The sequence below is a fragment of the Sphingomonas sp. P4_G2 genome, assembly GCF_056401155.1.
In genome coordinates this window covers 1,029,530-1,049,945 of the sequence record NZ_JBFUJY010000001.1, presented here as the reverse complement: position 1 = coordinate 1,049,945, position 20,416 = coordinate 1,029,530, and the positions used below count along the sequence as shown (strand labels likewise).

Annotated in this window: 16 protein-coding genes; 13 read left to right on the top strand and 3 right to left on the bottom strand. The window is 65.4% G+C overall.

What is annotated here, in order from left to right:
* The first annotated feature begins 2 nt into the window (after window positions 1–2).
* The 11 genes from AC1DRD_RS04855 (at window position 3) to AC1DRD_RS04805 (ending at window position 12,286) form a co-directional block, all read left to right on the top strand.
* On the top strand, window positions 3–818 hold the full coding sequence (locus tag AC1DRD_RS04855) for an ABC transporter permease (protein WP_478028544.1): 816 nt from the start codon (window positions 3–5) through the stop codon (window positions 816–818).
* A complete protein-coding gene (locus AC1DRD_RS04850) occupies window positions 815–1,612 on the top strand; it encodes an ATP-binding cassette domain-containing protein (protein WP_478028543.1) in 798 nt (265 codons plus the stop codon). The genes AC1DRD_RS04855 and AC1DRD_RS04850 overlap by 4 nt, the downstream gene beginning before the upstream one ends.
* A gap of 43 nt (window positions 1,613–1,655) precedes the next feature.
* On the top strand, window positions 1,656–2,099 hold the full coding sequence (locus tag AC1DRD_RS04845; protein ID WP_478029014.1) for a CopG family ribbon-helix-helix protein: 444 nt from the start codon (window positions 1,656–1,658) through the stop codon (window positions 2,097–2,099).
* Complete coding sequence (locus AC1DRD_RS04840) at window positions 2,096–2,917, top strand: urea amidolyase associated protein UAAP1 (protein WP_478028542.1); 822 nt, start codon at window positions 2,096–2,098, stop codon at window positions 2,915–2,917. The genes AC1DRD_RS04845 and AC1DRD_RS04840 overlap by 4 nt, the downstream gene beginning before the upstream one ends.
* Entirely contained in the window at window positions 2,917–3,552 is a 636-nt protein-coding gene (locus AC1DRD_RS04835; RefSeq protein ID WP_478028540.1) for an urea amidolyase associated protein UAAP2, read from the top strand. Before AC1DRD_RS04840 ends, AC1DRD_RS04835 begins: the two co-directional genes overlap by 1 nt.
* Complete coding sequence (uca, locus tag AC1DRD_RS04830) at window positions 3,549–7,148, top strand: urea carboxylase (RefSeq protein ID WP_478028539.1); 3,600 nt, start codon at window positions 3,549–3,551, stop codon at window positions 7,146–7,148. Before AC1DRD_RS04835 ends, uca begins: the two co-directional genes overlap by 4 nt.
* Window positions 7,145–8,896: an allophanate hydrolase gene (gene atzF, locus AC1DRD_RS04825; RefSeq protein WP_478028537.1), complete on the top strand. Its 1,752-nt coding sequence runs from the start codon at window positions 7,145–7,147 to the stop codon at window positions 8,894–8,896. Before uca ends, atzF begins: the two co-directional genes overlap by 4 nt.
* Before the next feature lie 122 nt (window positions 8,897–9,018).
* On the top strand, window positions 9,019–9,360 hold the full coding sequence (locus AC1DRD_RS04820; RefSeq protein WP_478040506.1) for a 2Fe-2S iron-sulfur cluster-binding protein: 342 nt from the start codon (window positions 9,019–9,021) through the stop codon (window positions 9,358–9,360).
* A gap of 178 nt (window positions 9,361–9,538) precedes the next feature.
* The gene (bioB, locus tag AC1DRD_RS04815; RefSeq protein ID WP_478040613.1) at window positions 9,539–10,510 is read left to right on the top strand and encodes a biotin synthase BioB; all 972 of its coding nucleotides are present in this window, start codon (window positions 9,539–9,541) and stop codon (window positions 10,508–10,510) included.
* Window positions 10,511–10,572: 62 nt separating this feature from the next.
* Window positions 10,573–11,556: a sterol desaturase family protein gene (locus AC1DRD_RS04810; RefSeq protein WP_478040505.1), complete on the top strand. Its 984-nt coding sequence runs from the start codon at window positions 10,573–10,575 to the stop codon at window positions 11,554–11,556.
* Between the two features lie 124 nt (window positions 11,557–11,680).
* Entirely contained in the window at window positions 11,681–12,286 is a 606-nt protein-coding gene (locus tag AC1DRD_RS04805) for a hypothetical protein (RefSeq protein WP_478040504.1), read from the top strand.
* Between the two features lie 64 nt (window positions 12,287–12,350).
* Here the strand turns inward: AC1DRD_RS04805 and AC1DRD_RS04800 are convergent, their stop codons facing one another.
* Complete coding sequence (locus AC1DRD_RS04800) at window positions 12,351–12,569, bottom strand: helix-turn-helix transcriptional regulator (protein ID WP_478040503.1); 219 nt, start codon at window positions 12,567–12,569, stop codon at window positions 12,351–12,353.
* A gap of 230 nt (window positions 12,570–12,799) precedes the next feature.
* Between AC1DRD_RS04800 and AC1DRD_RS04795 the strand changes: the two genes are divergently transcribed.
* A complete protein-coding gene (locus AC1DRD_RS04795; RefSeq protein ID WP_478040502.1) occupies window positions 12,800–13,096 on the top strand; it encodes a hypothetical protein in 297 nt (98 codons plus the stop codon).
* 412 nt (window positions 13,097–13,508) lie between these two features.
* Here AC1DRD_RS04795 and AC1DRD_RS04790 read toward each other — a convergent pair whose 3' ends face one another.
* Window positions 13,509–16,517, bottom strand: a complete 3,009-nt coding sequence (locus AC1DRD_RS04790) for a TonB-dependent receptor plug domain-containing protein (RefSeq protein WP_478040501.1) — start codon at window positions 16,515–16,517, stop codon at window positions 13,509–13,511.
* Between the two features lie 138 nt (window positions 16,518–16,655).
* Window positions 16,656–19,703 carry a glycosyl hydrolase family 28-related protein gene (locus AC1DRD_RS04785; RefSeq protein ID WP_478040500.1) on the bottom strand — a complete coding sequence of 1,016 codons (3,048 nt, stop codon included), beginning with the start codon at window positions 19,701–19,703 and terminating at the stop codon, window positions 16,656–16,658.
* A gap of 149 nt (window positions 19,704–19,852) precedes the next feature.
* Between AC1DRD_RS04785 and AC1DRD_RS04780 the strand changes: the two genes are divergently transcribed.
* Complete coding sequence (locus AC1DRD_RS04780) at window positions 19,853–20,416, top strand: gluconokinase (protein WP_478040499.1); 564 nt, start codon at window positions 19,853–19,855, stop codon at window positions 20,414–20,416.

Sequence of the window (20,416 nt, the reverse complement as noted above, 5' to 3'; positions counted from 1 at the left end):
CCATGCGCTGGGTGAACGTCAAGCCGAACCGACGCAGCGCGGTCTTACTCGGAACCTTGCCGCTGCTGGTGGCCCTGGTCGCCTATCTGATTGCGTCCGCTACCCGTCACGCGGCCAATGCCTCGGACAAGGTGCTGCCCACGCCTGCGGCGATGGCGGAGGCGATGCGCGGTCTGTTGTTCGATGCCGATCCGCTGAGCGGTCGGATCATCTTCTGGGCGGACACCGCCGCGAGCCTCGAGCGGCTCTGTCTCGGGCTCGGCATCTGCGCGCTCTCGGCGCTGCTCGTCGGCATGGTGCTGGGCGTCCTGCCGGCGGCACGCGCGACCTTCGGCGCCTTCGTCACGACCATTGCGGTAATCCCGCCAATCGCACTCCTGCCGGTCCTCTTTATCGCCTTCGGGCTCGGCGAGACGGCGAAGGTCGCGCTGATCGTGATCGGCGTCGCTCCCTTCCTGATCCGCGACCTCGCCGACCATGTCGCGGCCCTCCCGCAGGAGCAGTTGGTCAAGGCGCAGACCCTGGGCGCGAGTAGCTGGCAGCTCGCGCTGCGTGTCGCCCTGCCGCAAGCGCTCCCACGCCTGATCGCCGGACTTCGCCTGTCGCTGGGGCCGGCCTGGGTCTATCTTATCTCGGCCGAGGCGATCGCATCCGACATCGGGCTCGGCTACCGGATCTTCCTGGTCCGTCGCTACCTTTCGATGGACGTCATCATCCCCTATGTCGCCTGGATTTCGCTGCTCGCGATCGCGATGGATATTGCACTCATGCAACTGAGCCGTCGCGCCTTCGCCTGGGCGCATCAGGATCAGCGATGAGCGACCTCCTCGCTTTCGACAATGTCTGGCTCGAATATGGCGACAAGATCGTGCTCGAGCGCGTGACTCTCAGCATCGCCGAGCGCTGCTTCGTCTCGATCGTCGGGCCGTCCGGCGCGGGCAAGAGCAGTTTCCTGCGCCTTGCGCTGGGCCAGGAATCCCCGAGCCGTGGCCACATCCTGCTCGACGGGAAGCTACTCACCCCCGAATGCGGACCCGATCGCGGCGTGGTCTTTCAGCGCTACTCGGTGTTCCCGCACATGAATGCGCTGCGCAACGTGATGTTTGCTCGGGAATGCACCAAGGCGCCGTTCACCGCGCGTCTGTTCGGTGCCGCCCGGCGGCGCGCGGCCGAGGAAGCCGAAGCGATGCTGATCGAAGTGGGTCTCGGCGATTCGCTCCATCTGTATCCGTCCCAGCTTTCCGGCGGCATGCAGCAACGCCTGGCGATCGCCCAGGCACTGATCGCGCGGCCGCGCGTGCTGCTGCTCGACGAGCCGTTCGGCGCGCTCGATCCCGGCATCCGGCAGGACATGCACCGGCTCATCCTGCGGCTGTGGGAGGAGCATGGGCTCACCGTCCTGATGGTGACGCATGACATCATCGAGGCCTTCAAACTGGGCACACGCGTGCTGGCATTCGACAAGCGACGCATCGATCCGCACGCACCGCACCGCTTCGGCGCGACTGCGGTCTACGACCTGCCACTGACGAACAAACTGCCGCTGGACACGCCCGACGTATCGGTGTCAATTATTACGATTGACAGAATCAGTAATAATGAAGAGGGATAATTCCGTGAAGGACCCCACCCCCTCCAGCCTGGCCCGGCTCAGCATGAGCCTACCCGCCGAGCTCTCCCGCCAGCTTGACCTGATGGTGGAAGAGCGCGGCCTGCCATCGCGTTCCCAGCTGATCGCGGAGTTGATCCGCAACGAGCTTGCCCAGCATGGCGCTACCGTGCGGCCGGAGGACATGCTCGCCGGCACGATCACCCTGGTCTATCGCGGCGACATGGGGCGCGTTCGCCATCAACTCGCGCAAACCCAGGCCGAATATCTCAAGGAAGTGATCTCCTCGCAGCACGTCTTCCTCGAGGACGACCAGTCGCTCGAGGTGCTGCTGGTACAGGGCCCGGCCGTCCGGCTGCGCGATCTGTGCGATGCGCTGCGCAAGGTACGCGGCGTGCAGCAGCTCCGGCTCTTCACCACCACGGCACTGCTGCCTCCGCTTCACGAGCAGGAGCGTGGCGCGCTTCAGGCAGGGGACAAGGCGGCATGAGCGCAACACTTGCCGATCCCAACGCCGCGCGCGCCCATGCCCGTGCCATGGACGGCATCGTCGTCGAGGCGATGCCGATCCTGCCGCCCCAGGCCGACGACCTGCCGGCGGGCATCTCGTCCGACGACCTGCTGTGGGAAGAGACGATCGCGGGCGGCGGCTATGCCTCCCGAGCGCTCGCACGGGGCACGCGCCTGCGGCTGATCGATCTCGAAGGCGATGCCTGCGCGTCGTTGCTGCTGTTCAACGCCGCCACGCCGACCGAGCGGCTCAACATCGCCGACACCGTCAAGGTGCAATGGGACGCCTATCCGTCGACGGGTAGCCTGTTGCTGTCCGACATGGGCCGCGTCCTTGCCAGTATCGAACAGGACGATGCCGGCACCCACGATGCCTTTTGCGGCGCTTCCAGCGAAGCGTCGAACCAGCGCCATTATGGCGACGGCCGCAATTCGGGCGCGCATCCCAATGCGCGCGACCGGCTGCTGCTCGGCGCCGCGAAACATGGGCTGGGCCGGCGCGACGTCCATCCCTGCATCAATCTGTTCAAAGGCGTGCGGATCGCCGCGGACGGCGCGATCGTGCCGGAGCTCGGCCCCTTCACACCGGGCCGCGCGCTCGTCCTGCGCGCGGAGATGGACCTGATCCTGGTCATCGCCAATTGCCCGCATGTTCTCGACGGACGGCCGTGGAGCGTCACGCCACTGCGCGCCACTGCCTGGCGCGGTGCGGTAGCCGCTGCCGACGATCCGATCCGCACCGCGACGCCCGAGCGGCGGCGCGCCTTTCTCAACACCGAAGATCTGTATCGCCGCTGATGGAAAATGATCCGCATGTCGCTGGCCTCACCGGCCAGATCGTCCACGACGAGATCGTGGCTGCCCGCGCTCCCTGGATGCATCGCGTGAAGGCCGGGAAAACGCTCCGTATCATCGACCTCGAAGGCAATCAGGCGGTCGATTTCCTGCTCTATGCGACCGACGACGACGCCGAGCGCTACAGCGCGCAGGACACGGTGGCGGCGCAGGCGAACATCTTCCTGCGCACCGGCAGCGTCCTGCTGTCCAACGAAGGCCGGCCGATGATGACGATCACCGGCACATCGGTCGAGTATCATGATACGATCGGCGGCGCCTGCTCGATCGAGTCCAACAGCCTGCGCTACGGCCATCACACCAAGGCGCAGCATAGCTGCGTCGACAATTTCCTCGAAGCCAATCTGCGCGACGGCCGCGGCAAGCGCGACATGGTCTCGAACGTCAATTTCTTCATGAACGTGCCCGTCGAAGCGGACGGTGCGCTCGGCATCGTCGACGGCATTTCGGCACCGGGCCTTTCCGTCGACCTGCGGGCCGAGATGGACGTGACCGTCGTCGTTTCGAACTGTCCGCAGATCAACAATCCCTGCAACGGCTTCAATCCCACGCCCGTCCGCATGATCGTGACGGCATGAACTTCGGCACGGTCCTGATCGCCAATCGCGGGGCGATCGCTTGCCGGATCATCCGCACGCTGCGCACCATGGGCATTCGCTCGGTCGCGGTGTTCTCCGACGCCGACGAGGCGTCGCGGCATGTCGCCGAAGCCGACATCGCCATACGGATCGGCCCTGGCCCGGCCGCGGAAAGTTATCTCGATACCGCGCGCATTCTTGCCGCCGCCCGCGAAACCGGCGCCGACGCGATCCACCCCGGCTACGGCTTCCTGTCGGAGAATGCCGACTTTGCCGAAGCCTGTGCCGCCGCCGGCATCGTCTTCATCGGGCCGAAGCCGGACAATATTCGCGCCTTCGGGCTGAAGCACAGCGCCCGCGCGCTCGCCGAGGCCGAGGGGGTGCCGCTGGCGCCCGGCACCGGGCTGCTGGCGGATGCGGAGGCGGCGATCGAAGCCGCCGCGCGGATCGGCTACCCGGTCATGCTCAAGGCAACCGCCGGCGGTGGCGGCATCGGCATGCGCGTCTGCGCCGATCCTGCCGCCGTGCGCGACGGCTATGCCGCGGTGGCGCGGCTTGGCGCGGGCAATTTCGGCGACGCCGGTCTGTTCCTCGAGCGCTTCGTGCCCCGCGCCCGGCATGTCGAGGTGCAGATTTTCGGTGATGGAACGGGGCGCGTCGTCTCGCTCGGCGAACGCGACTGCTCGCTCCAGCGCCGCAACCAGAAAGTGATCGAGGAGGCCCCTGCCCCCAACCTTCCCGACCATGTCCGCGCCGCGCTGACCGACGCGGCAGTGCGATTGGGCGCGGCCGCCCGCTATCGCTCGGCCGGGACCGTCGAGTTCCTCTACGATGCCGAGCGGCAGGACTGGTTCTTCCTGGAAGTGAATACGCGGCTGCAGGTCGAGCATGGCGTCACCGAGGAAGTGACCGGCATCGACCTCGTCCAGTGGATGGTGCGCGGTGCAGCCGGCGATTACGGCTTTCTCGACGCGCCTGTGCCGCGTCCGCGTGGCTGGTCGATCCAGGCGCGGCTCTATGCCGAGGATCCGGCGCTCGACTTCCGGCCCGCCGCGGGTTCGCTCACCGACGTCGCCTTCCCGGACGACGCGCGGATCGAGACCTGGGTCGAGAGCGGCGCCAAGGTCTCGCCCTTTTACGACCCGATGATCGCCAAGCTGATCGTGCGCGGGGAGGATCGCGACGCCGCGGTCACGGCGATGCAGGCAGCGCTCGACGCGACGCGCCTGGCCGGCATCGAGACGAACTTGCGGTGGCTACGCGATGTCGCGCGCGCCGACGATTTCACCTCGGGCGACGTCTCCACGCGCTCGCTCGAGCGGGTCGTGCATCAGCCGCGCAGTATCTCGGTGCGTGCGGCCGGCACGCTCACGGCCGTGCAGGACTTTCCGGGGCGGATCGGGCTGTGGGATGTCGGCGTGCCGCCGTCCGGACCGATGGACGCCCGCGCCTTCCGGCTGGGCAACGCGCTGCTCGGGAACGATGCGGCGGCGGCCGGGCTCGAGGTGACGGTGACGGGCCCAACGCTCCAGTTCAACACACCGACACGTATCTGCCTGACCGGGGCCGAGTTCGAGGCCACGCTCGATGGCAGGCCGGTGCCACGCAACCAGGCCATCACGGTCGACAAGGACCAGCTGCTGGCGCTTGGCCGCGTCCATGGTGGCGGCATGCGCGGCTACATTCTGTTCGCCGGCGGCCTCGACATTCCCGCCTATCTCGGCAGCGTCAGCACCTTCGACCTGGGGGAATTCGGCGGACATGGCGGCCGCAGGTTGCTCGCGGGCGACACGCTCCACCTGGCACCGCACCCGCCCGCGGTAATCCCCGGACCACGGGTGATCGCGCAGCCGGCCTTCGGTCCGGACTGGACGATCCGCGTGCTCTACGGTCCGCATGGCGCGCCCGATTTCTTCGCCCCCGAGGATATCGAGACGATCCTGACGGCCGACTGGCGTGTCCATTACAACAGCAACCGTACCGGCGTCAGGCTGGTCGGGCCAAAACCCCATTGGGCGCGCCAGGACGGTGGCGAGGCCGGGCTCCATCCGTCCAACATCCACGACAATCCCTATGCGATCGGCTCGCTCGACTTTACCGGCGACATGCCGATCATTCTCGGCCCTGACGGCCCCTCGCTCGGCGGGTTCGTCTGCCCGTTCGTGGTGATCGCGGCCGATCTCTGGAAAGTCGGCCAGCTCGCGCCGGGCGACCGGATCCGGTTCGTGGCTGTCAGCCTCGCCGATGCGGATGCGGCGAGTGCGGCCGAAGAGGAATGGATCGAGGGGCGCCCCGCTCGCCCCGTCACGACGACCGCAGGCAGCGGATCGGAGGCGATCCTGGCCGAGATCCCGCCGCAGGGTCGTCGCCCGCGTATCCTGTATCGCCGCCAGGGCGACCGCAATCTGCTCGTCGAATATGGGCCGATCACGCTGGATCTCGAGCTGCGGTTGCGGGTTCATGCGGCCACGACGGCGCTTGCCGCGCTGGAGCTGCCCGGCATCCTCGACATCGTCCCCGGCATCCGTTCCTTCCAGGTCCATCTCGACGGCATCCGCATCAAGGAGGACAAGCTTCTCGATCGACTGATGGCGATAGAGGAACAGCTCGGCGAGCTCGACGACTTCGCGATCCCCTCGCGCATCGTGCATCTCCCGTTGAGCTGGGATGATCCCGCCATTCATCAGACGATCGAGCGCTACATGGCCGTGGTGCGCGACGACGCGCCGTGGTGTCCGGACAATATCGAGTTCATCCGTCGCGCCAATGGGCTGGCGAGCGCGGATGACGTCTATCGCACCGTTTTCGATGCGCGCTACCTCGTCTACGGACTCGGCGACGTCTATCTGGGCGCGCCGGTGGCGACACCGATCGATCCGCGGCATCGGCTGGTCACGACCAAATACAACCCGGCGCGCACCTGGACGCCACCCAATGTCGTCGGCATCGGCGGCGCCTATATGTGCATCTATGGGATGGAGGGCCCGGGCGGCTATCAGCTGTTCGGCCGCACCATCCAGGTGTGGAACACCTATCGGCAAGGCGGCGCCTTCACCGAAGGCAAGCCCTGGTTGCTACGCTTCTTCGACCAGATCCGGTTCTTCCCCGTGAGCCACGACGAACTCACTGAGTGGCGCCGTGACTTCCCGCTCGGTCGCCGCACGATCGAGATCGAGGAGACCGAATTCCGCCTCGCCGACTATCGCGCCTTTCTCGCCGAGAATGCCGAGTCGATCACCGCATTCGAAACCAGCCGCAACGCCGCCTTCGCTGCCGAGCGTGCCGAATGGGAGCGGCGCGGCGAGTTCGATCGCGTCGCCAGCCTGAGCGAGGAAGTCGACGACAAACCCGCCGACGCCATCACGCTTCCCGAAGGCGCGGAGCTGGTCGAGGCCCCCTTTGGCGGCAGCGTCTGGAAGTTGATGAAAGCACCCGGCGACCTGGTCGCGGCCGGCGAGACGATCGCGGTGATGGAGGCGATGAAGACCGAATTCCCGCTCACCAGTCCCGCCGCCGGGACAGTCGCGGCCCTCTATGTCGTCGAGCGGCAGAGCGTTACGCCCGGCGCGCCGATGCTGGCGCTGATCCGATCGTGACCGCGCTCGACCGCCTGTCCGTCGAAGCCATTGCAGCCGACGTACAGTCGCGTCGCCGCTCGGCCGCCGACGTGATGGACGAGGTCATCCGGCGCCTCGACTTTTATGACGCAGTCCAGCCCGCGGTCTGGATATCCCGCTTCGATGGCGCCGCGCTCCGCGCCGCCGCCGCCGCGGTCGACCAACGGGTCGCCGACGGCGACGCGCTGCCGCTTGCCGGCGTGCCGTTCGCGGTGAAGGACAATATCGACGTCGCTGGTCTCGCTACGACCGCCGGATGCCCGGCTTTCTCCTACGTACCGTCGCGGTCGGCGACCGCGGTAGAGCGGCTGGTCGCCGCCGGGGCGATCCCCGTCGGCAAGACCAACCTCGACCAGTTCGCCACCGGTCTCAACGGTACCCGCAGCCCCTATGGCATTCCGCGCAACGCCTATAACCGGGCCTGGGTGAGCGGGGGATCGAGTTCGGGCTCAGCGGTCGCGGTGGCAGGTGGGCTGGTCGCCTTCGCGCTCGGCACCGACACGGCGGGATCGGGCCGCGTTCCGGCCGCCTTCAATCACCTGATCGGCTTCAAGCCGACGCGCGGACGGTGGAGCAGCCGCGGGCTCGTCCCCGCCTGCCGGACACTCGATTGCATCACGGTCTTTGCCGGGACGGTGGCGGAGGCCGGACTTGTCGATGCCATCGTCGCCGGCTTCGATCGCGAGGACAGTTTCTCGCGGTCGCTCGACGACGCGCCGCGCGCGCATCGCCGGATCGGCGTGCCGCGCGTCGACCAGCGCCCCTGGTTCGGCGATATCGACTCCGGTTTCCTCTATGACGCGGCACTGGCCAGCCTCGATGCCGAGCTGGTCGAGATCGACATGACTCCGCTCAACGAGGCGGCCCGGCTGTTGTATAATGGCCCCTGGATCGCCGAGCGGACCGCGGCGCTTCAGGATTTGCTTCGCGACGACCCGGAGGCGATCCATCCGGTTGTTCGCAGCATCGTCGAGGAAGGCCATACCTACAGCGCGGTCGATGCCTTCGCGGCAAGCTACCGTCTTGCCGACCTCGCCCGGGCAGCGGAGGAGATGTGGGCGACAATCGATCTGCTCGCCTTGCCGACCGCCCCGACCAGCTATCGCGTGGCCGAGATGCTCGCCGCACCGATCGCGCTCAACGCGAGCCTCGGCGCCTATACCAACTTCGTCAATCTGCTCGACATGGCCGCGATCGCGGTCCCGACGGGTCAATATCACAGCGGCGTCGGCTTCGGCGTCACGCTGATGGGACCCGCCGGCAGCGACCGCAGCCTGATCGACCTGGCGAAGACACTTTTCCCCGCGCCGGCGCACCTGCCGCCGCTCGACCTGGAGGGACACATGGAGACCGTAAAACTGGCCGTTGTCGGTGCGCATCTGAAGGACATGCCATTGCACTGGCAACTGACCTCCCGTGACGCACGCTTCGTTGGTGAAGCCAGGACCGCCCCCGTCTACCGGCTTTACGCCATGGCGGACAGCGTGCCGCCCAAGCCGGCGCTGGTCCACAGCGGCGACGGCGCCCCGATCGCGATCGAGATCTACGAGCTCGACATGGCGGCGTTCGGCAGCTTCGTCGCCGAGGTTCCGCCTCCCCTCGCGATCGGCACCGTGACGCTGGAGGACGGTAGCCTGGTCAAGGGTTTCGTCGCGGAGCCGCGCGCGACCGTCAATGCCGAGGACATCACCTCGCTTGGCGGATGGCGGCGCTATCTCCAGCGATAGACCCCGTCCGGACGATGCGGCGCCAGGCGGCGCAGCGTGGGGACACATCCAAAACGACCACAATGATCAACCGGTGGCGCTCCCGGCCGAAGCGCGCGCCCTATGCACGGAGTGAAACGAGCATGACCGAAGCCGCCCTGGGAACGACGATCCAACTGCATGTCCTGGACCTGGTGGGCGAGACCCGCCTGATCGAGGGTGCGATCGGCAATTCGCTGATGGAGATCATCCGCTCGTCCGGGATCGATGACATTCCGGCGTTCTGCGGTGGCTGCTGCTCCTGCGCGAGCTGCCACGTTCATGTCGATCTGGCCTTCGCCGCGATGCTGCCCGCGATGTCGCAGGACGAAGATGATTTGCTGGAAAGCTCGGCGCATCGCTCGGCCGGTTCGCGCTTGTCCTGCCAGATCCCGGCGTCGGCGGCACTGAGCGGCATCAGGCTGACGATCGCACCGCAGGAATGAGCGCATCTCGATGACTGCCGCCCGGGAGCGAGAGAAGGACATGAACGATACGACCACAGAGTCCCCCTCCCGCTTGCGGGAGGGGCTAGGGGAGGGCGTGTGGTCCTCTACTAACCAACAGGTCCTCCCCCAGCCCCTCCCGCAAGCGGGAGGGGAGAAGACGTTCACCCGCGACGAGATCGCCGCGTTGTTCGATCTCCCCTTCACCGACCTCGTGTTCCGCGCCGCCGAGGTGCATCGCGCGCATCACGCGGCGAACGAGGTGCAGCTGTCGACGCTCCTCTCGATCAAGACCGGCGGCTGCCCGGAGGATTGCGGCTATTGCTCGCAGTCATCGAGCCATGAGACCGGGCTCAAGGCGACTAAGCTGATGGACGTCCGCGCCGTGCTCCAGGCCGCCGCGCAGGCCAAGGACAATGGCTCGTCGCGCTTCTGCATGGGCGCGGCGTGGCGCAATCCGAAGGACAAGGACATCCCCGCGCTCGCAGAGATGGTGAAGGGCGTGCGCGAGATGGGGATGGAAACCTGCATGACGCTCGGCATGCTGACGCCGGATCAGGCGAAGGCGCTGGGGGAGGCAGGGCTTGATTATTACAACCACAATATCGACACCTCGCCGGAGAATTACGCCAACGTCATCTCAACGCGCAGCTTCGAGGACCGGATCGAGACGCTCGAGAATGTCCGCGGCGCGGGGATCAACGTGTGCTGCGGCGGGATCGTCGGGATGGGCGAGACGCGCGCCGACCGCGTCGGCTTCATCCATGCGCTCGCCAGCCTGCCGGTCCATCCCGAGAGCGTGCCGATCAATGCACTGGTGCCGGTCAAGGGCACGGTGCTCGGCGACATGCTGGCGGACACGCCCCTCGCCAGGATCGACGACATCGAGTTCGTCCGCACCGTGGCGGTCGCGCGGATCACCATGCCGGGCAGCATGGTGCGGCTGTCGGCGGGACGCGAGAGCATGAGCGAGGCGGCGCAGGCCCTGTGCTTCCTTGCGGGTGCCAATTCGATCTTCACCGGCGAGAAGCTGCTCACCACCGGCAACGCCGGCGACGATCGCGATGCCGCATTGTTCGCCAAACTCGGCATCTCATCGGCACAGCTGCCGAGCCAGCCATCGACGGAGACGAGCGTATACGTCCGATGACGTATGCCGCCGCAGCGGGGTTCCGGATATCCAGAGTCGACACTCGGGATCGCGGGGACAAGATGGACGGAATTCGCGTCGGCAAAAGGGTGATCGGAGCACAGGCGCCGGTAACCGTGGGCTGGGAGAACATCCCCAGGGTGGAAGGCGGCCCGGTGAAGCAGTTCATCTTCACCTGGTTCCAGCCCACGATGCTCTTCGCGCTGATCGCGTTCTGGTATTACGCACCGAATTCCATCGCCAAGGCATCAACCGCCGTCGGCATCGGCATCGGCTTCAAGGCGCTGCTGCTGGGGCTGGAATGGGTGAACCCGCGCTACGAGAGCTGGCGCCTCACCTGGAAGGAACTGGTCACCGACCTGTTCTATGTCTCGCTCGGCTATACGCTGCTCCGCATTGTCGACAGCTACATCGGCGACGGCGCCATGATCGAAGCCGTCCAGCATTCTTTCAACTGGGACAAACTCAAGTGGTTCACGGGACTGCCGCTGCTGGTGCAGGCCTTCCTGATCTCATTCATCTTCGATTTCGGACAATATTGGATGCATCGCGGGATGCATAATTGGTACCCGCTCTGGCTGCCCCATTCGGTGCATCACTACATCACCCAGTTGAACATCAACAAGGGCGCGGTCGGCAACCCCGTCGAGCTGTTCCTGATCGGCCTTGGGATCGGCGGATTCTTCGATTTCCTGCCGCGGGCCGCTCTCCTCGCCGGGGCCATCGGCCTGGCGGTCGGGACCTATCAGCACATCAATGTTCGCTTCAACACGCCGCGTTGGTGGCGCTTCCTGTTCAACACCACCGAACATCACAGCCTGCACCATTCGCAGGACTTCGAAGCCACCCGCAGCAATTATTCCGGTGTCTACATCTTCATCGACCGCATGTTCGGCACGTGCGTGGACGGCGAAGCGGAACTGCTCGGGATGGAAGGCGGCCGCCGCATGTCGATCCGCGAGCAGATGACCCATCCCTTCACCGAGGGCTGGAAGACGCTCAAGGAACGATTCGGCCGGCCGGCGGCCGTGGTGCCCGCCGAGTGATGACATTGCTCCGCCCGCACAACCTCCCGCTACCCGTTCGTCACGCCCGAGCCGCCATGAGCGGCCCGGGTTGAGCCTTGCTCCGAGACGGTATGGAAAAGCTCTCCCCGATGGAGATCATCACGTGAACCTGCGTTTCATCGACTGGATCTGGCACATCAGGGGCAGCCTGGCGCTCGCTCCCGGGCAATCGGGCAATCAAGCCTTTGACAGGCTCGATTCCCTGTTCCGCCAGACCGGGACCAGCCACGAACGGACCAGCGACACGCTGACGTTCCGCAAGAAGGACCAGGCAGCCCAGGACAAGATGTCCGTTTTCGATGGTGGCGTCCTGCGGATTGAACGAGGCGCGGCCGGCGCCGTGCTGCGCTATCATCTGACCAGCCGGGCGTTGCTGTTCTGCTTTCTGGCGCCGCTGCTATTTCTGGGCATCGCCCAGTTTACCATCGTCGTGGTCAAGCACCAGAAACCCTCAACCGACGCCGCAAAGTCCGCAAAAAAAGACGCGCAGGTGCTGCCGATGAACCCGATCGACAAAGCCCTGGGCGCACCCGCACCCGAAAAGCCTAAAAAGGATGGCGCGGACAAGGCCGAAGGCAAGAACAAGAAACCCTCGCCGACGCCCGCCTATGTCTTTGCGGCGATCTTCGCCTTTCTCTATCTCGCTGGGCGAATTCTCGAAGACAGGCTGATCAAGGCGCAGTTCAAAAAGAGATTGCTGGGCACATAGCCCTGGACCCACTTCGTCGCCCGGTAGTCATGCCTTCTCCCCTCGGCCCGCGATTCCTGATCCGCTAGACCTTGCACTTCTTGCCCTCGAATCCGTCCTTCTCGTCGTCGATCCACGCGACGATCTCGCGGTCGCTCCATCGCGACGCGAAGGGAGAAACCTTGTAAGGCGACGGGAACTTCCCTTCCTGAATGCGGCGATAAATCATCGACTTCCCAAGCTCGACCCGGCGTTTGACCTCGTCGAGCTTGAGCAAGCGGTCAGGATGATCGGAACCGCTCATTTCCGGCGGCAGTTTGACCGGCGTTCGATATACCCAGCAGCCCTTCGATCTCGGCCGAGGTGTATCCCCTCGCCGACCAGCTCGAGGCACTCCCGCTCTACCTCTCGCAATATATTGAAGCGCATAAATCCGAATATTATGCATCACTCAAAGCCGCGCAGCAGCAACTGGACTGAGCTGCGGCCGTCGCTTTTCTGGCCGACGCGATCACCGGGTCGGTCGACGAACTAATGGTCACACGCGACGCTCTTCGGTCACTCGCCCAGGCATGGCGGGCGCGCCGCCGCTTTCGTCAGCATTCGGCAGCCTTGCGCGCACTTGAGCTACTTGCCAGCTACCCGGTGGTGACTGCCAAAAGGCTCGCGGCACGTCTCGATCCCGGCGGCACTCACCGCGATCGAACAACTCGAGCAAGTGGGCGCCTTCAGGAGAAGACCGGCTACGCCCGTAACCGTGTGTTCGTCGCAACCGAAGTGCTGGCGATTATCAATCGTCCGTTCGGCGACAAGCCCATCCTGCACGGATAGCTCGTCCCGTCGGCCACTCCCGGATCAAACGTCGGCGGCAACGCGACCTTAGGCCGGAACGCCGCTCCTGTTCGTGCTATATCGAATATGCTCCGCGCCGCCGGACCGGGAACCGGAAGTCACGGTTCACCGGCACAGGCCTGAACCGCCGGCAGTGCAACCCGGTCGGATTTGCCGGGCGCAGGGCGAGTCCTTCTGGTTTGGGCAGACCTGCGCTCAGCATGTCCGCCCAGATGAGCGCCAGCAAGCGGAGCGCGAGGCGCGTAATAGGGCACGCATAATCCGCCTCCGCTGCCACGATCATTTTCTGCAGAGGCACAAGATCGGTGATCGCAGGTTGCCGGCCACCGATCTTCCGCCCCCCCCCCCCCCGGGACCAGACGGAGATTGGCGGAGCCCCTCACCCGCCCTATTAGAAGCGCGCCCGCACCCCGACCCGATAGATGCGGCCGAGCGTGTCGTAGAGCGCCGGATTCACGTCGAGTCCGGTATTGGTCTGCGGCGACGGCGCAGGGTCGTGGTCGAACACATTGTCGACCTTGAAATACAGGGTCGCCTTCTTGCCGATGTTCACCGAGCCACCGATATCGATATAGAACGCGCCCTTCATCTTGTTGTAGTCGATCGTGGGGTTGTTCGCGGTGGAGACGGGACACCCCGTCGTGCAGACGACGTACTGGTGGCCAAACACGCCGTCGGAGAACCAGCGCTCCTGCACGTCGAGGCTGAACGCATCATTTGAATAGCTCTGGACAGCCAGCCATTTCCAATAGGGCGTATTACCCGAGTTGGCGCCGGCCTGATCGACCACGGCCACGCCGGCAATACCCGCATCGACCAGGAACTTGGTGACGTGCGTGCCCAATGCCCGAACCGTGAAGTTGCCCGGCAGGCCTAGTGGCTGCTTCCATTGGTAGCTCGCCTCGATATCGAAACCACTGGTTTTCCATGACGCGAGGTTGAACGGCTGAACATTGATGAAATTGCCGCCCTGCACGGGGCTGTTGAGGACGAACCCGCCACAGAAAGCCTGGTTGCCGGAGAAGCAGAAATTGACGATCTGCTGCGGCGTCAGGGTAGAGACCACGCCTTTCAGGTTGATATTGTAATAGTCGAACGACAGGCTGAGCCCGGGTAGCCAGGACGGGCGCGACAGCACGATGCCGAGTTCGGTGTTGCGGGCGATTTCTGGCTTGAGATTGGGGTTGCCGACCGTGTTCTGGAAAGCCTGTACCGCTACGTTGCGAAACGGATCGGTGAAATTCGGCAAGGTCGTGATCGTCGGCGCCGCGAACAGTTCCGACAAATTGGGCGCGCGCACGTCGCGCGAGGTCACCGCGCGCAGCCGGATGCCGTCGAGCGGGGTGGTCCAGGTGCCGCCGATCTTCCACGCCCAGACGGTACCCGACGTGCTGTAATGCGTTCCGCGGCCTGAGGCGTTGAGATTGGCCCGGCCGATCGCCTTGCTGTCGAACAGCGGCAGATCGAGTTCGAGAAATCCTTCGTAGACGTCGTATTTGCCGTGGCCGTTCTTATAGTTGCCGGCCGCCCAGCTGCTGCCTAGCTGCGAATTGAGCAGCGGATCGGCCGGATAAGCGGGACTGTTCGGGCTGATGCTGGAAACGCCGGCGCCATAGGGATCGGCGTTCACGCGATAGAATTCGCGACGATATTCTCCACCGAAGGCGACCGACAGCGGACCCGCCCATAATTTGAGCGGCTCACCGGAGAAGTTCACGCTGACCACATCCTGAGTCAGCCTGGTGTGCTGAAACGGTCCGTTGACCGGCGTGACATAAGCGAGTGCCGCCGAGGACGGCGCCGCGCCGCCGAACACGTTGATCGGCTGGCAACCGAGCGAGCGCGCCGCTGGATCCGCGCAGACAATCGCACCGTTGAGCGTGATCGCGTTGGCCGCGGCGGCGTAGCGATTCTGCAGAACGATGTCGTGAACCTTGATGTTCGAAATGGTAATGGAATGCTGGTAATAGCTATCGTAGGACCAGCTGGATCCGAGGACATCGAATTTCCCCTTGGCCCCGCCGACGAAGCGGTACTGGCGCCGGTCGGTATAGACTTTGGGATCCGGGAAGGATCCGTTGCTGGTCCCGAAGCTGAACTGCGTAATCCCGGCGGTGGCGCAGCGATCCTTCACCAATTGCGGCACGAACGGGTTGGCGCATTGAACGGTCAAGCTCGGGCGGCCATATCCGGGGCTCGGCTGGTTGCTGGTCTTCACCACACCCACGTCGACGGTCGCGTAAATCTCGTTGTCGGGGGCGAAGTCGTAGCCGATCCGGCCGAAGCCGTTGATGCGCTCGAGCGACGATTTCAGCGACGCTCCGCTACCAGGCGCTCCCGACAAATCGCCGCCGACGCAGAAACTGTTGCCGGGATAACAGCCGGTGACGGCGCCGGTGCCAGTAGGCTGGCCGCCCGACCCGTAGTTGAAGTTGAACGGCGCACCGTTCCGATCGAACGCGATCCCCTGCAACGGGCCGTTGTTGATCAGGCCATACAGGGCATATTGGTAAGGCTGGGCATAATCGCGATAGAGATATTGCGGCAGGCCGTTGTTGGTCTGCCCGGTATTGACCAAGGTGCTGGCGCGATACCAGTCGCGGCTGCCGGCGAGATCGGTTCCGAAATCGCCCGCCCCGACACCATCTTCGTGATCATATTCGCCGCTGACGATCAGGTGCAGGCGATCGTCGAGCAACTTCGTTCCGTAGGCCGCCTGGACGAGGCCCTGCTTGTCGTCGCCATAATTGGTGATGCCGCCCTGCACGTTCGCCTTGAAACCGACGAACCGCGTGTCGGTGATGAAGTTGACGACGCCGCCGACCGCGTCCGAGCCGTAGGACGCCGACGCGCCGCCGGTCACGACGTCGACCCGCTTGATGAGCAGTTGCGGAAACAGGCTGATATCGGGGACGCCGGTGACGTTGGCGCCGCCGACGCGCTGCCCGTCCAACAGGGTCAGCGTGCGAATCGCGCCGAGCCCGCGGAGCGAGAAAGAGCTCAACCCCTGCTGCCCGCTCGACGTGCTGAACGTGCCGGTCGCCGCGCCCGTCGATCCTTGCAGTGACGGCAATTGGGCGATGGTGTTGAAGATGTTTGGCTGTGCGTTCTTGAGGATCTGATCCTCGCCGATCACGGTCGTCGGGGTCGGCGCATTGAAGCCGTTGGTGGTGATGCGCGAGCCGGTGACGATGATATCGCCCGGACCGGAAGAGGGGGCGGCCGGAGCGTCGGGAGCCGGTTGCGATTTGGCGGGTTGATCGGGCGCCGCGGCGGCACTGTCCTGCGCATGGGCCGCGCCGGGGACCGCGGCCAGCGCGGCCGCCAGCGCGATCAGGCTGGCGAACGTTCCGCGGCGGGCGGTCGACGCCGAGTCGCTGCAGCTGCTGACTATGACCATATTCTTCTCCCCTTCCTATGTCGCAGCGCGCCGGCCGAGGGACGGGGCAACGATCTCAGTTAGCGCTACCTACAGAAAGGCGGCGCGCCGATCATCTACGACCAAAGTCGCAGAGCGGGCGGAAACGGGGATCAAGGATCAGGGATGCGCGGCGTAGAGCGCGTGGTGGGTCAGGATGAACAAGGTCCGTCCATCCGCTCCACCGAACAGCAATTGCAGCGGGCGCGCGGGCACGTCGATCCTGCCGATCTCCGCGCCATTGGCGGCGTAGACGAACACTTGTCCATTGGCGACAAAGACGCGCCCATCCGCCCCGACTGCGACGCTTTCCCCGCCGCGCGCGGCGAACGGTTTGAGGTCGGTGATGCTTCCGCCCGCGCCGAGCCTGCCCGAATAGGTGCGGTCCTCCGACGCATTGGCGAGGTATAGCGGTGCGCCGACCTTGCCCGTCACGAAGCCATAGGTGTCGAGCGTATCGGAAAAGCGCCACACCGGCCCCTGCTGCCATACGCGATAGGCAGGCAGCACAAGGCTGTGGTCGGGCGAGACATATTCGCGCGGTTTAGCCACTGCCACATCGCGCGCGAACATCTCGGCAAGCGTGACGAAGCGGTCGCTCGCCGGGTCATATTGGTCGCGGAACTCGCCATTGACCCAGAAGCTGCCAGGCAGAACGACCCGGCTATCCTGGCGGCCGGCGACGGGCGTCGGCGCGATGACACGAACCGCCTGAGGGCGCGCGGGATCGATGCTGAAGACGGTCGCTTCGGGTCCGGCGGATGAAAGCACCAGCAGGTTCCCGGAGCGGTCAACCGCGAGGTTGACCGCATCGAGCGGTGCGTCGGTGACGACCGACAACCCCTCTTTGTCGGACCAGCCATGGATGCGCTGGAAGACGCGGTCGACGAAATAGAGCTTGCCCGATGCGTCTACCGCGCCGCCGCCGAGCGAATAGAAACCGTCCGCGAGCAGGGTCGCGGCCGCGATCGATGGGGTCGAAGGCGCGGCCGTTGCGTCGGTCACGTCCAGCACCGCGAACTCGCGCTCGCGCACATCGAGGCCGCGCGTGACGTCGCGGATCGCGTTTTCGAACGAGAATTTGCTCGCGCGAAGATACGTCCCGCAGCCGTTCGCATCGCAGGTCGCGAAACCGCTCTCCGCGTTGACGTGCAGGTTGCGGAAGCGGATGTCGGTCGACTGGTACAATCGTACCGCCTCCGCCGCGGGTTGGAGCGAGCGGGTGACGCGATAGCCGTGAAAATTGGCGAACAGGATGTTGCGTGAGTTGCGCACCTCCAGCGCGACGGCGTCGCGGCTCTCATTCGCTTCCTCCTCGGTCTGGGGCGCGAAGAACCGCCAGTTCGCGACGCGATCGAGCACGATCTCCGCGCGGCGATGGTGCTCGGCCGACATCTCATAGACGCGACCGGGGGTCGTCGTATCCGACACGTACAGCCCAGCCTGGGCATAAGTGTCTGGCGTCCACAATCCGTTGAAGGTGCCGCCGCCGCCATCGGTCACCCACAGGCTGGCATATTGCCCGTCCCACTTTTTCTTCGGATCGGCGTCGGCGGTCTGGTTGGCGTTATAGGGATTGAACCGGCTGCCATCGGCGAGGTTGGTGCCGTGGCCTCCCTGGAACTTGACATCGTCGACTAGCGACTCCTCGCCTGCTCGCCATAGCAATGCCGTCGCGCGCGGATTGACGCCGCCGGTGAACAGCCCGAGCCCGGAGATGATCGCATCACCTCCCTTCGCGCTCTCAACCAGTGCCTTGGGACTGCCGACCCCACGATAGCCGGGACTGTCATCGGTCAGCACGATCTGCGTAAGGCTGGGGTGCAGGCCGATCAGCACGCTGTCGGGACGTAGTCGTAACGTCTCGCTGATGCGATAGAAACCGGTCGGAAAATAGACGATGCGCTTCGCGTCGATCGCACGCTGGATCGCGGCGGTGTCGTCGGTCGCGTCGTCGCCTTTCGCACCGAAATCACGAACGTTGCTCCAGGCCGCGACCGGCGGGAGCGCACGGATAGCGGGCTTCGGCCGGCTCGGCAGAGCCGACAATGGCGCGGCGTCGAGCCGCGTCTCGACTCGTCCCGTCTGCCCGAGACCGGCAAGCGTCAGCCCGTGCGAGAATGCCACCACGCGATAGCGCGCGGCAGGACCTGCGACGGTCCGCCCGCTATCGCGAAAACGTGCGAACACCGGCGTGCCGCTCGCGGTCGCATTCTCGAATCCGATCTGGGTGAAGGCGCTGGCTTCGTTGCTGATGACGACGCCCGCGCGGGCGACATTCTCGAAGCGCACATCGCTGCCCCACAATTGGTCGCCATAGCCACGATCGATCTCGATCCCCACTGGCACGTTGCGTATGGCGACGTTGACGAGAGTCAGCGACGCCTCATGTTCGCGGATCGCGGCGTCGCGCTGCCCGTCAAAGGTCGAATCGAGCAACGTATATTGCCAGGCCGGCGACGGCTTCTCGGTCAGAATGCCATAGCGCCCGCCATGAAAGGTTAAGTCCATCCCCAGATTGCCGGCCTGGTAGATGCCGGCGAGCGCCGAACCCAGACGAAAATCGATATGGCTCAGATACGCATGCTGCGCGGCATGGAAGCGAACCGCGGTCGCTGCGGGATTGCCCTCGCCAATCTCGAAATCGACATTCGACAATGCCGAATAGAAGGTGCCCGGATTGGCGTCGGCGACCTGGGGATCAAACGGCACGCTAGTCGGCGGCGGCACCGGCACCGGCCCCCGCTCGATCGGGCCGTAAAGGCCCGGCCGCGCGGCGCCGGGGCGATTGCCGGCAAACAGCACCATGCTGCCGATCCCTTGCTGGAAACCGGGTGTACTGGGTGCCAGCACGATGGTTGGCCGCGCGCGGCCGACGCCGAATATCCGCACGCCGGGCCAAACATAAATCGTGCGTGTGATGCGGTAGCGGCCCGCGGGAAGAAAGACGAGGCCGCCCCCGCCCTTGGCCTCCGCGGCATCGATCGCCGCCTGGATTGCGGCGCTGTCGTCGGCGACACCGTCCCCTTGTCCAGCCACGGCGACCGCTCTCGGATCGATCGGCGCCGATGCGAATGCGGACGGGGCGCGAGCGGCCCATCCCGGCGCGGTGCCGGCGACCAGCAACGCGATGACGCTTAGCATCGATAGACCGCAGGTTCTTGCCATCACATCCGCCCTCGCCTTCAAGCGTGCCGGATTAAACGCCCATCGTCACCTCGTTGATAGCGACGAAGGTCGTAGTGGCGTTCACTCGGCAGCTGCCCGATAGGGGGTGATCCGTCCGCTCGGGATGGCGCAAGGGGTCGAACGAAACGATGCAGCCACGACGACCGACGACAGCGCTGCGCGCCCGCGCAATCATCGTGATGGGAGTGAGTGGCAGCGGCAAGTCGATGCTGGGCCGCTGCCTGGCGGAAAAGCTCGATTCGACGTTCATCGAGGGTGACGATCTCCACACCGCCGATGCCGTCGCCAAGATGCGCGCGAGCCATCCACTGGACGATGCGGACCGCTGGCCCTGGCTCGACAGGGTGGGCGCCGCTGTCGGCGCCGCCGTCGCGCGTGAGGGCATGGCAGTCGCCGCCTGCTCCGCGCTCAAGCGGCGTTACCGTGAGCGGCTGGCGATGGCGGCGGGCATTCCCTTGCTGTTCGTGCTGCTGGACGCACATCGTGACCTGCTGTCGCGGCGGCTGGCTGATCGTCCGCATCATTTCATGCCGACAACCCTGCTCGATAGCCAATTGGCTACGCTCGAACGACCCGATGCCGACGAACCCGCGATCGTGCTCGACGCCGCCCGCCCGCCGCTCGCTTTGTGCGCGGAAGCGCTCGCCCGGGTCCTACAGACCGCCGAAGCAGGGATGCACGGCGCGCCCTGA

Bases quoted from the DNA above. Each gene is read 5' to 3' on its own strand.
- AC1DRD_RS04785 (WP_478040500.1), bottom strand. From the start codon at position 19,703: ATGGCAAGAACCTGCGGTCTATCGATGCTAAGCGTCATCGCGTTGCTG.
- AC1DRD_RS04855 (WP_478028544.1), top strand. From the start codon at position 3: ATGCGCTGGGTGAACGTCAAGCCGAACCGACGCAGCGCGGTCTTACTC.
- AC1DRD_RS04820 (WP_478040506.1), top strand. From the start codon at position 9,019: ATGACCGAAGCCGCCCTGGGAACGACGATCCAACTGCATGTCCTGGAC.
- uca (WP_478028539.1), top strand. From the start codon at position 3,549: ATGAACTTCGGCACGGTCCTGATCGCCAATCGCGGGGCGATCGCTTGC.
- AC1DRD_RS04790 (WP_478040501.1), bottom strand. From the start codon at position 16,517: ATGGTCATAGTCAGCAGCTGCAGCGACTCGGCGTCGACCGCCCGCCGC.
- AC1DRD_RS04835 (WP_478028540.1), top strand. From the start codon at position 2,917: ATGGAAAATGATCCGCATGTCGCTGGCCTCACCGGCCAGATCGTCCAC.
- AC1DRD_RS04850 (WP_478028543.1), top strand. From the start codon at position 815: ATGAGCGACCTCCTCGCTTTCGACAATGTCTGGCTCGAATATGGCGAC.
- AC1DRD_RS04810 (WP_478040505.1), top strand. From the start codon at position 10,573: ATGGACGGAATTCGCGTCGGCAAAAGGGTGATCGGAGCACAGGCGCCG.
- AC1DRD_RS04780 (WP_478040499.1), top strand. From the start codon at position 19,853: ATGCAGCCACGACGACCGACGACAGCGCTGCGCGCCCGCGCAATCATC.
- AC1DRD_RS04840 (WP_478028542.1), top strand. From the start codon at position 2,096: ATGAGCGCAACACTTGCCGATCCCAACGCCGCGCGCGCCCATGCCCGT.
- AC1DRD_RS04800 (WP_478040503.1), bottom strand. From the start codon at position 12,569: ATGAGCGGTTCCGATCATCCTGACCGCTTGCTCAAGCTCGACGAGGTC.
- AC1DRD_RS04845 (WP_478029014.1), top strand. From the start codon at position 1,656: ATGAGCCTACCCGCCGAGCTCTCCCGCCAGCTTGACCTGATGGTGGAA.
- AC1DRD_RS04795 (WP_478040502.1), top strand. From the start codon at position 12,800: ATGGTCACACGCGACGCTCTTCGGTCACTCGCCCAGGCATGGCGGGCG.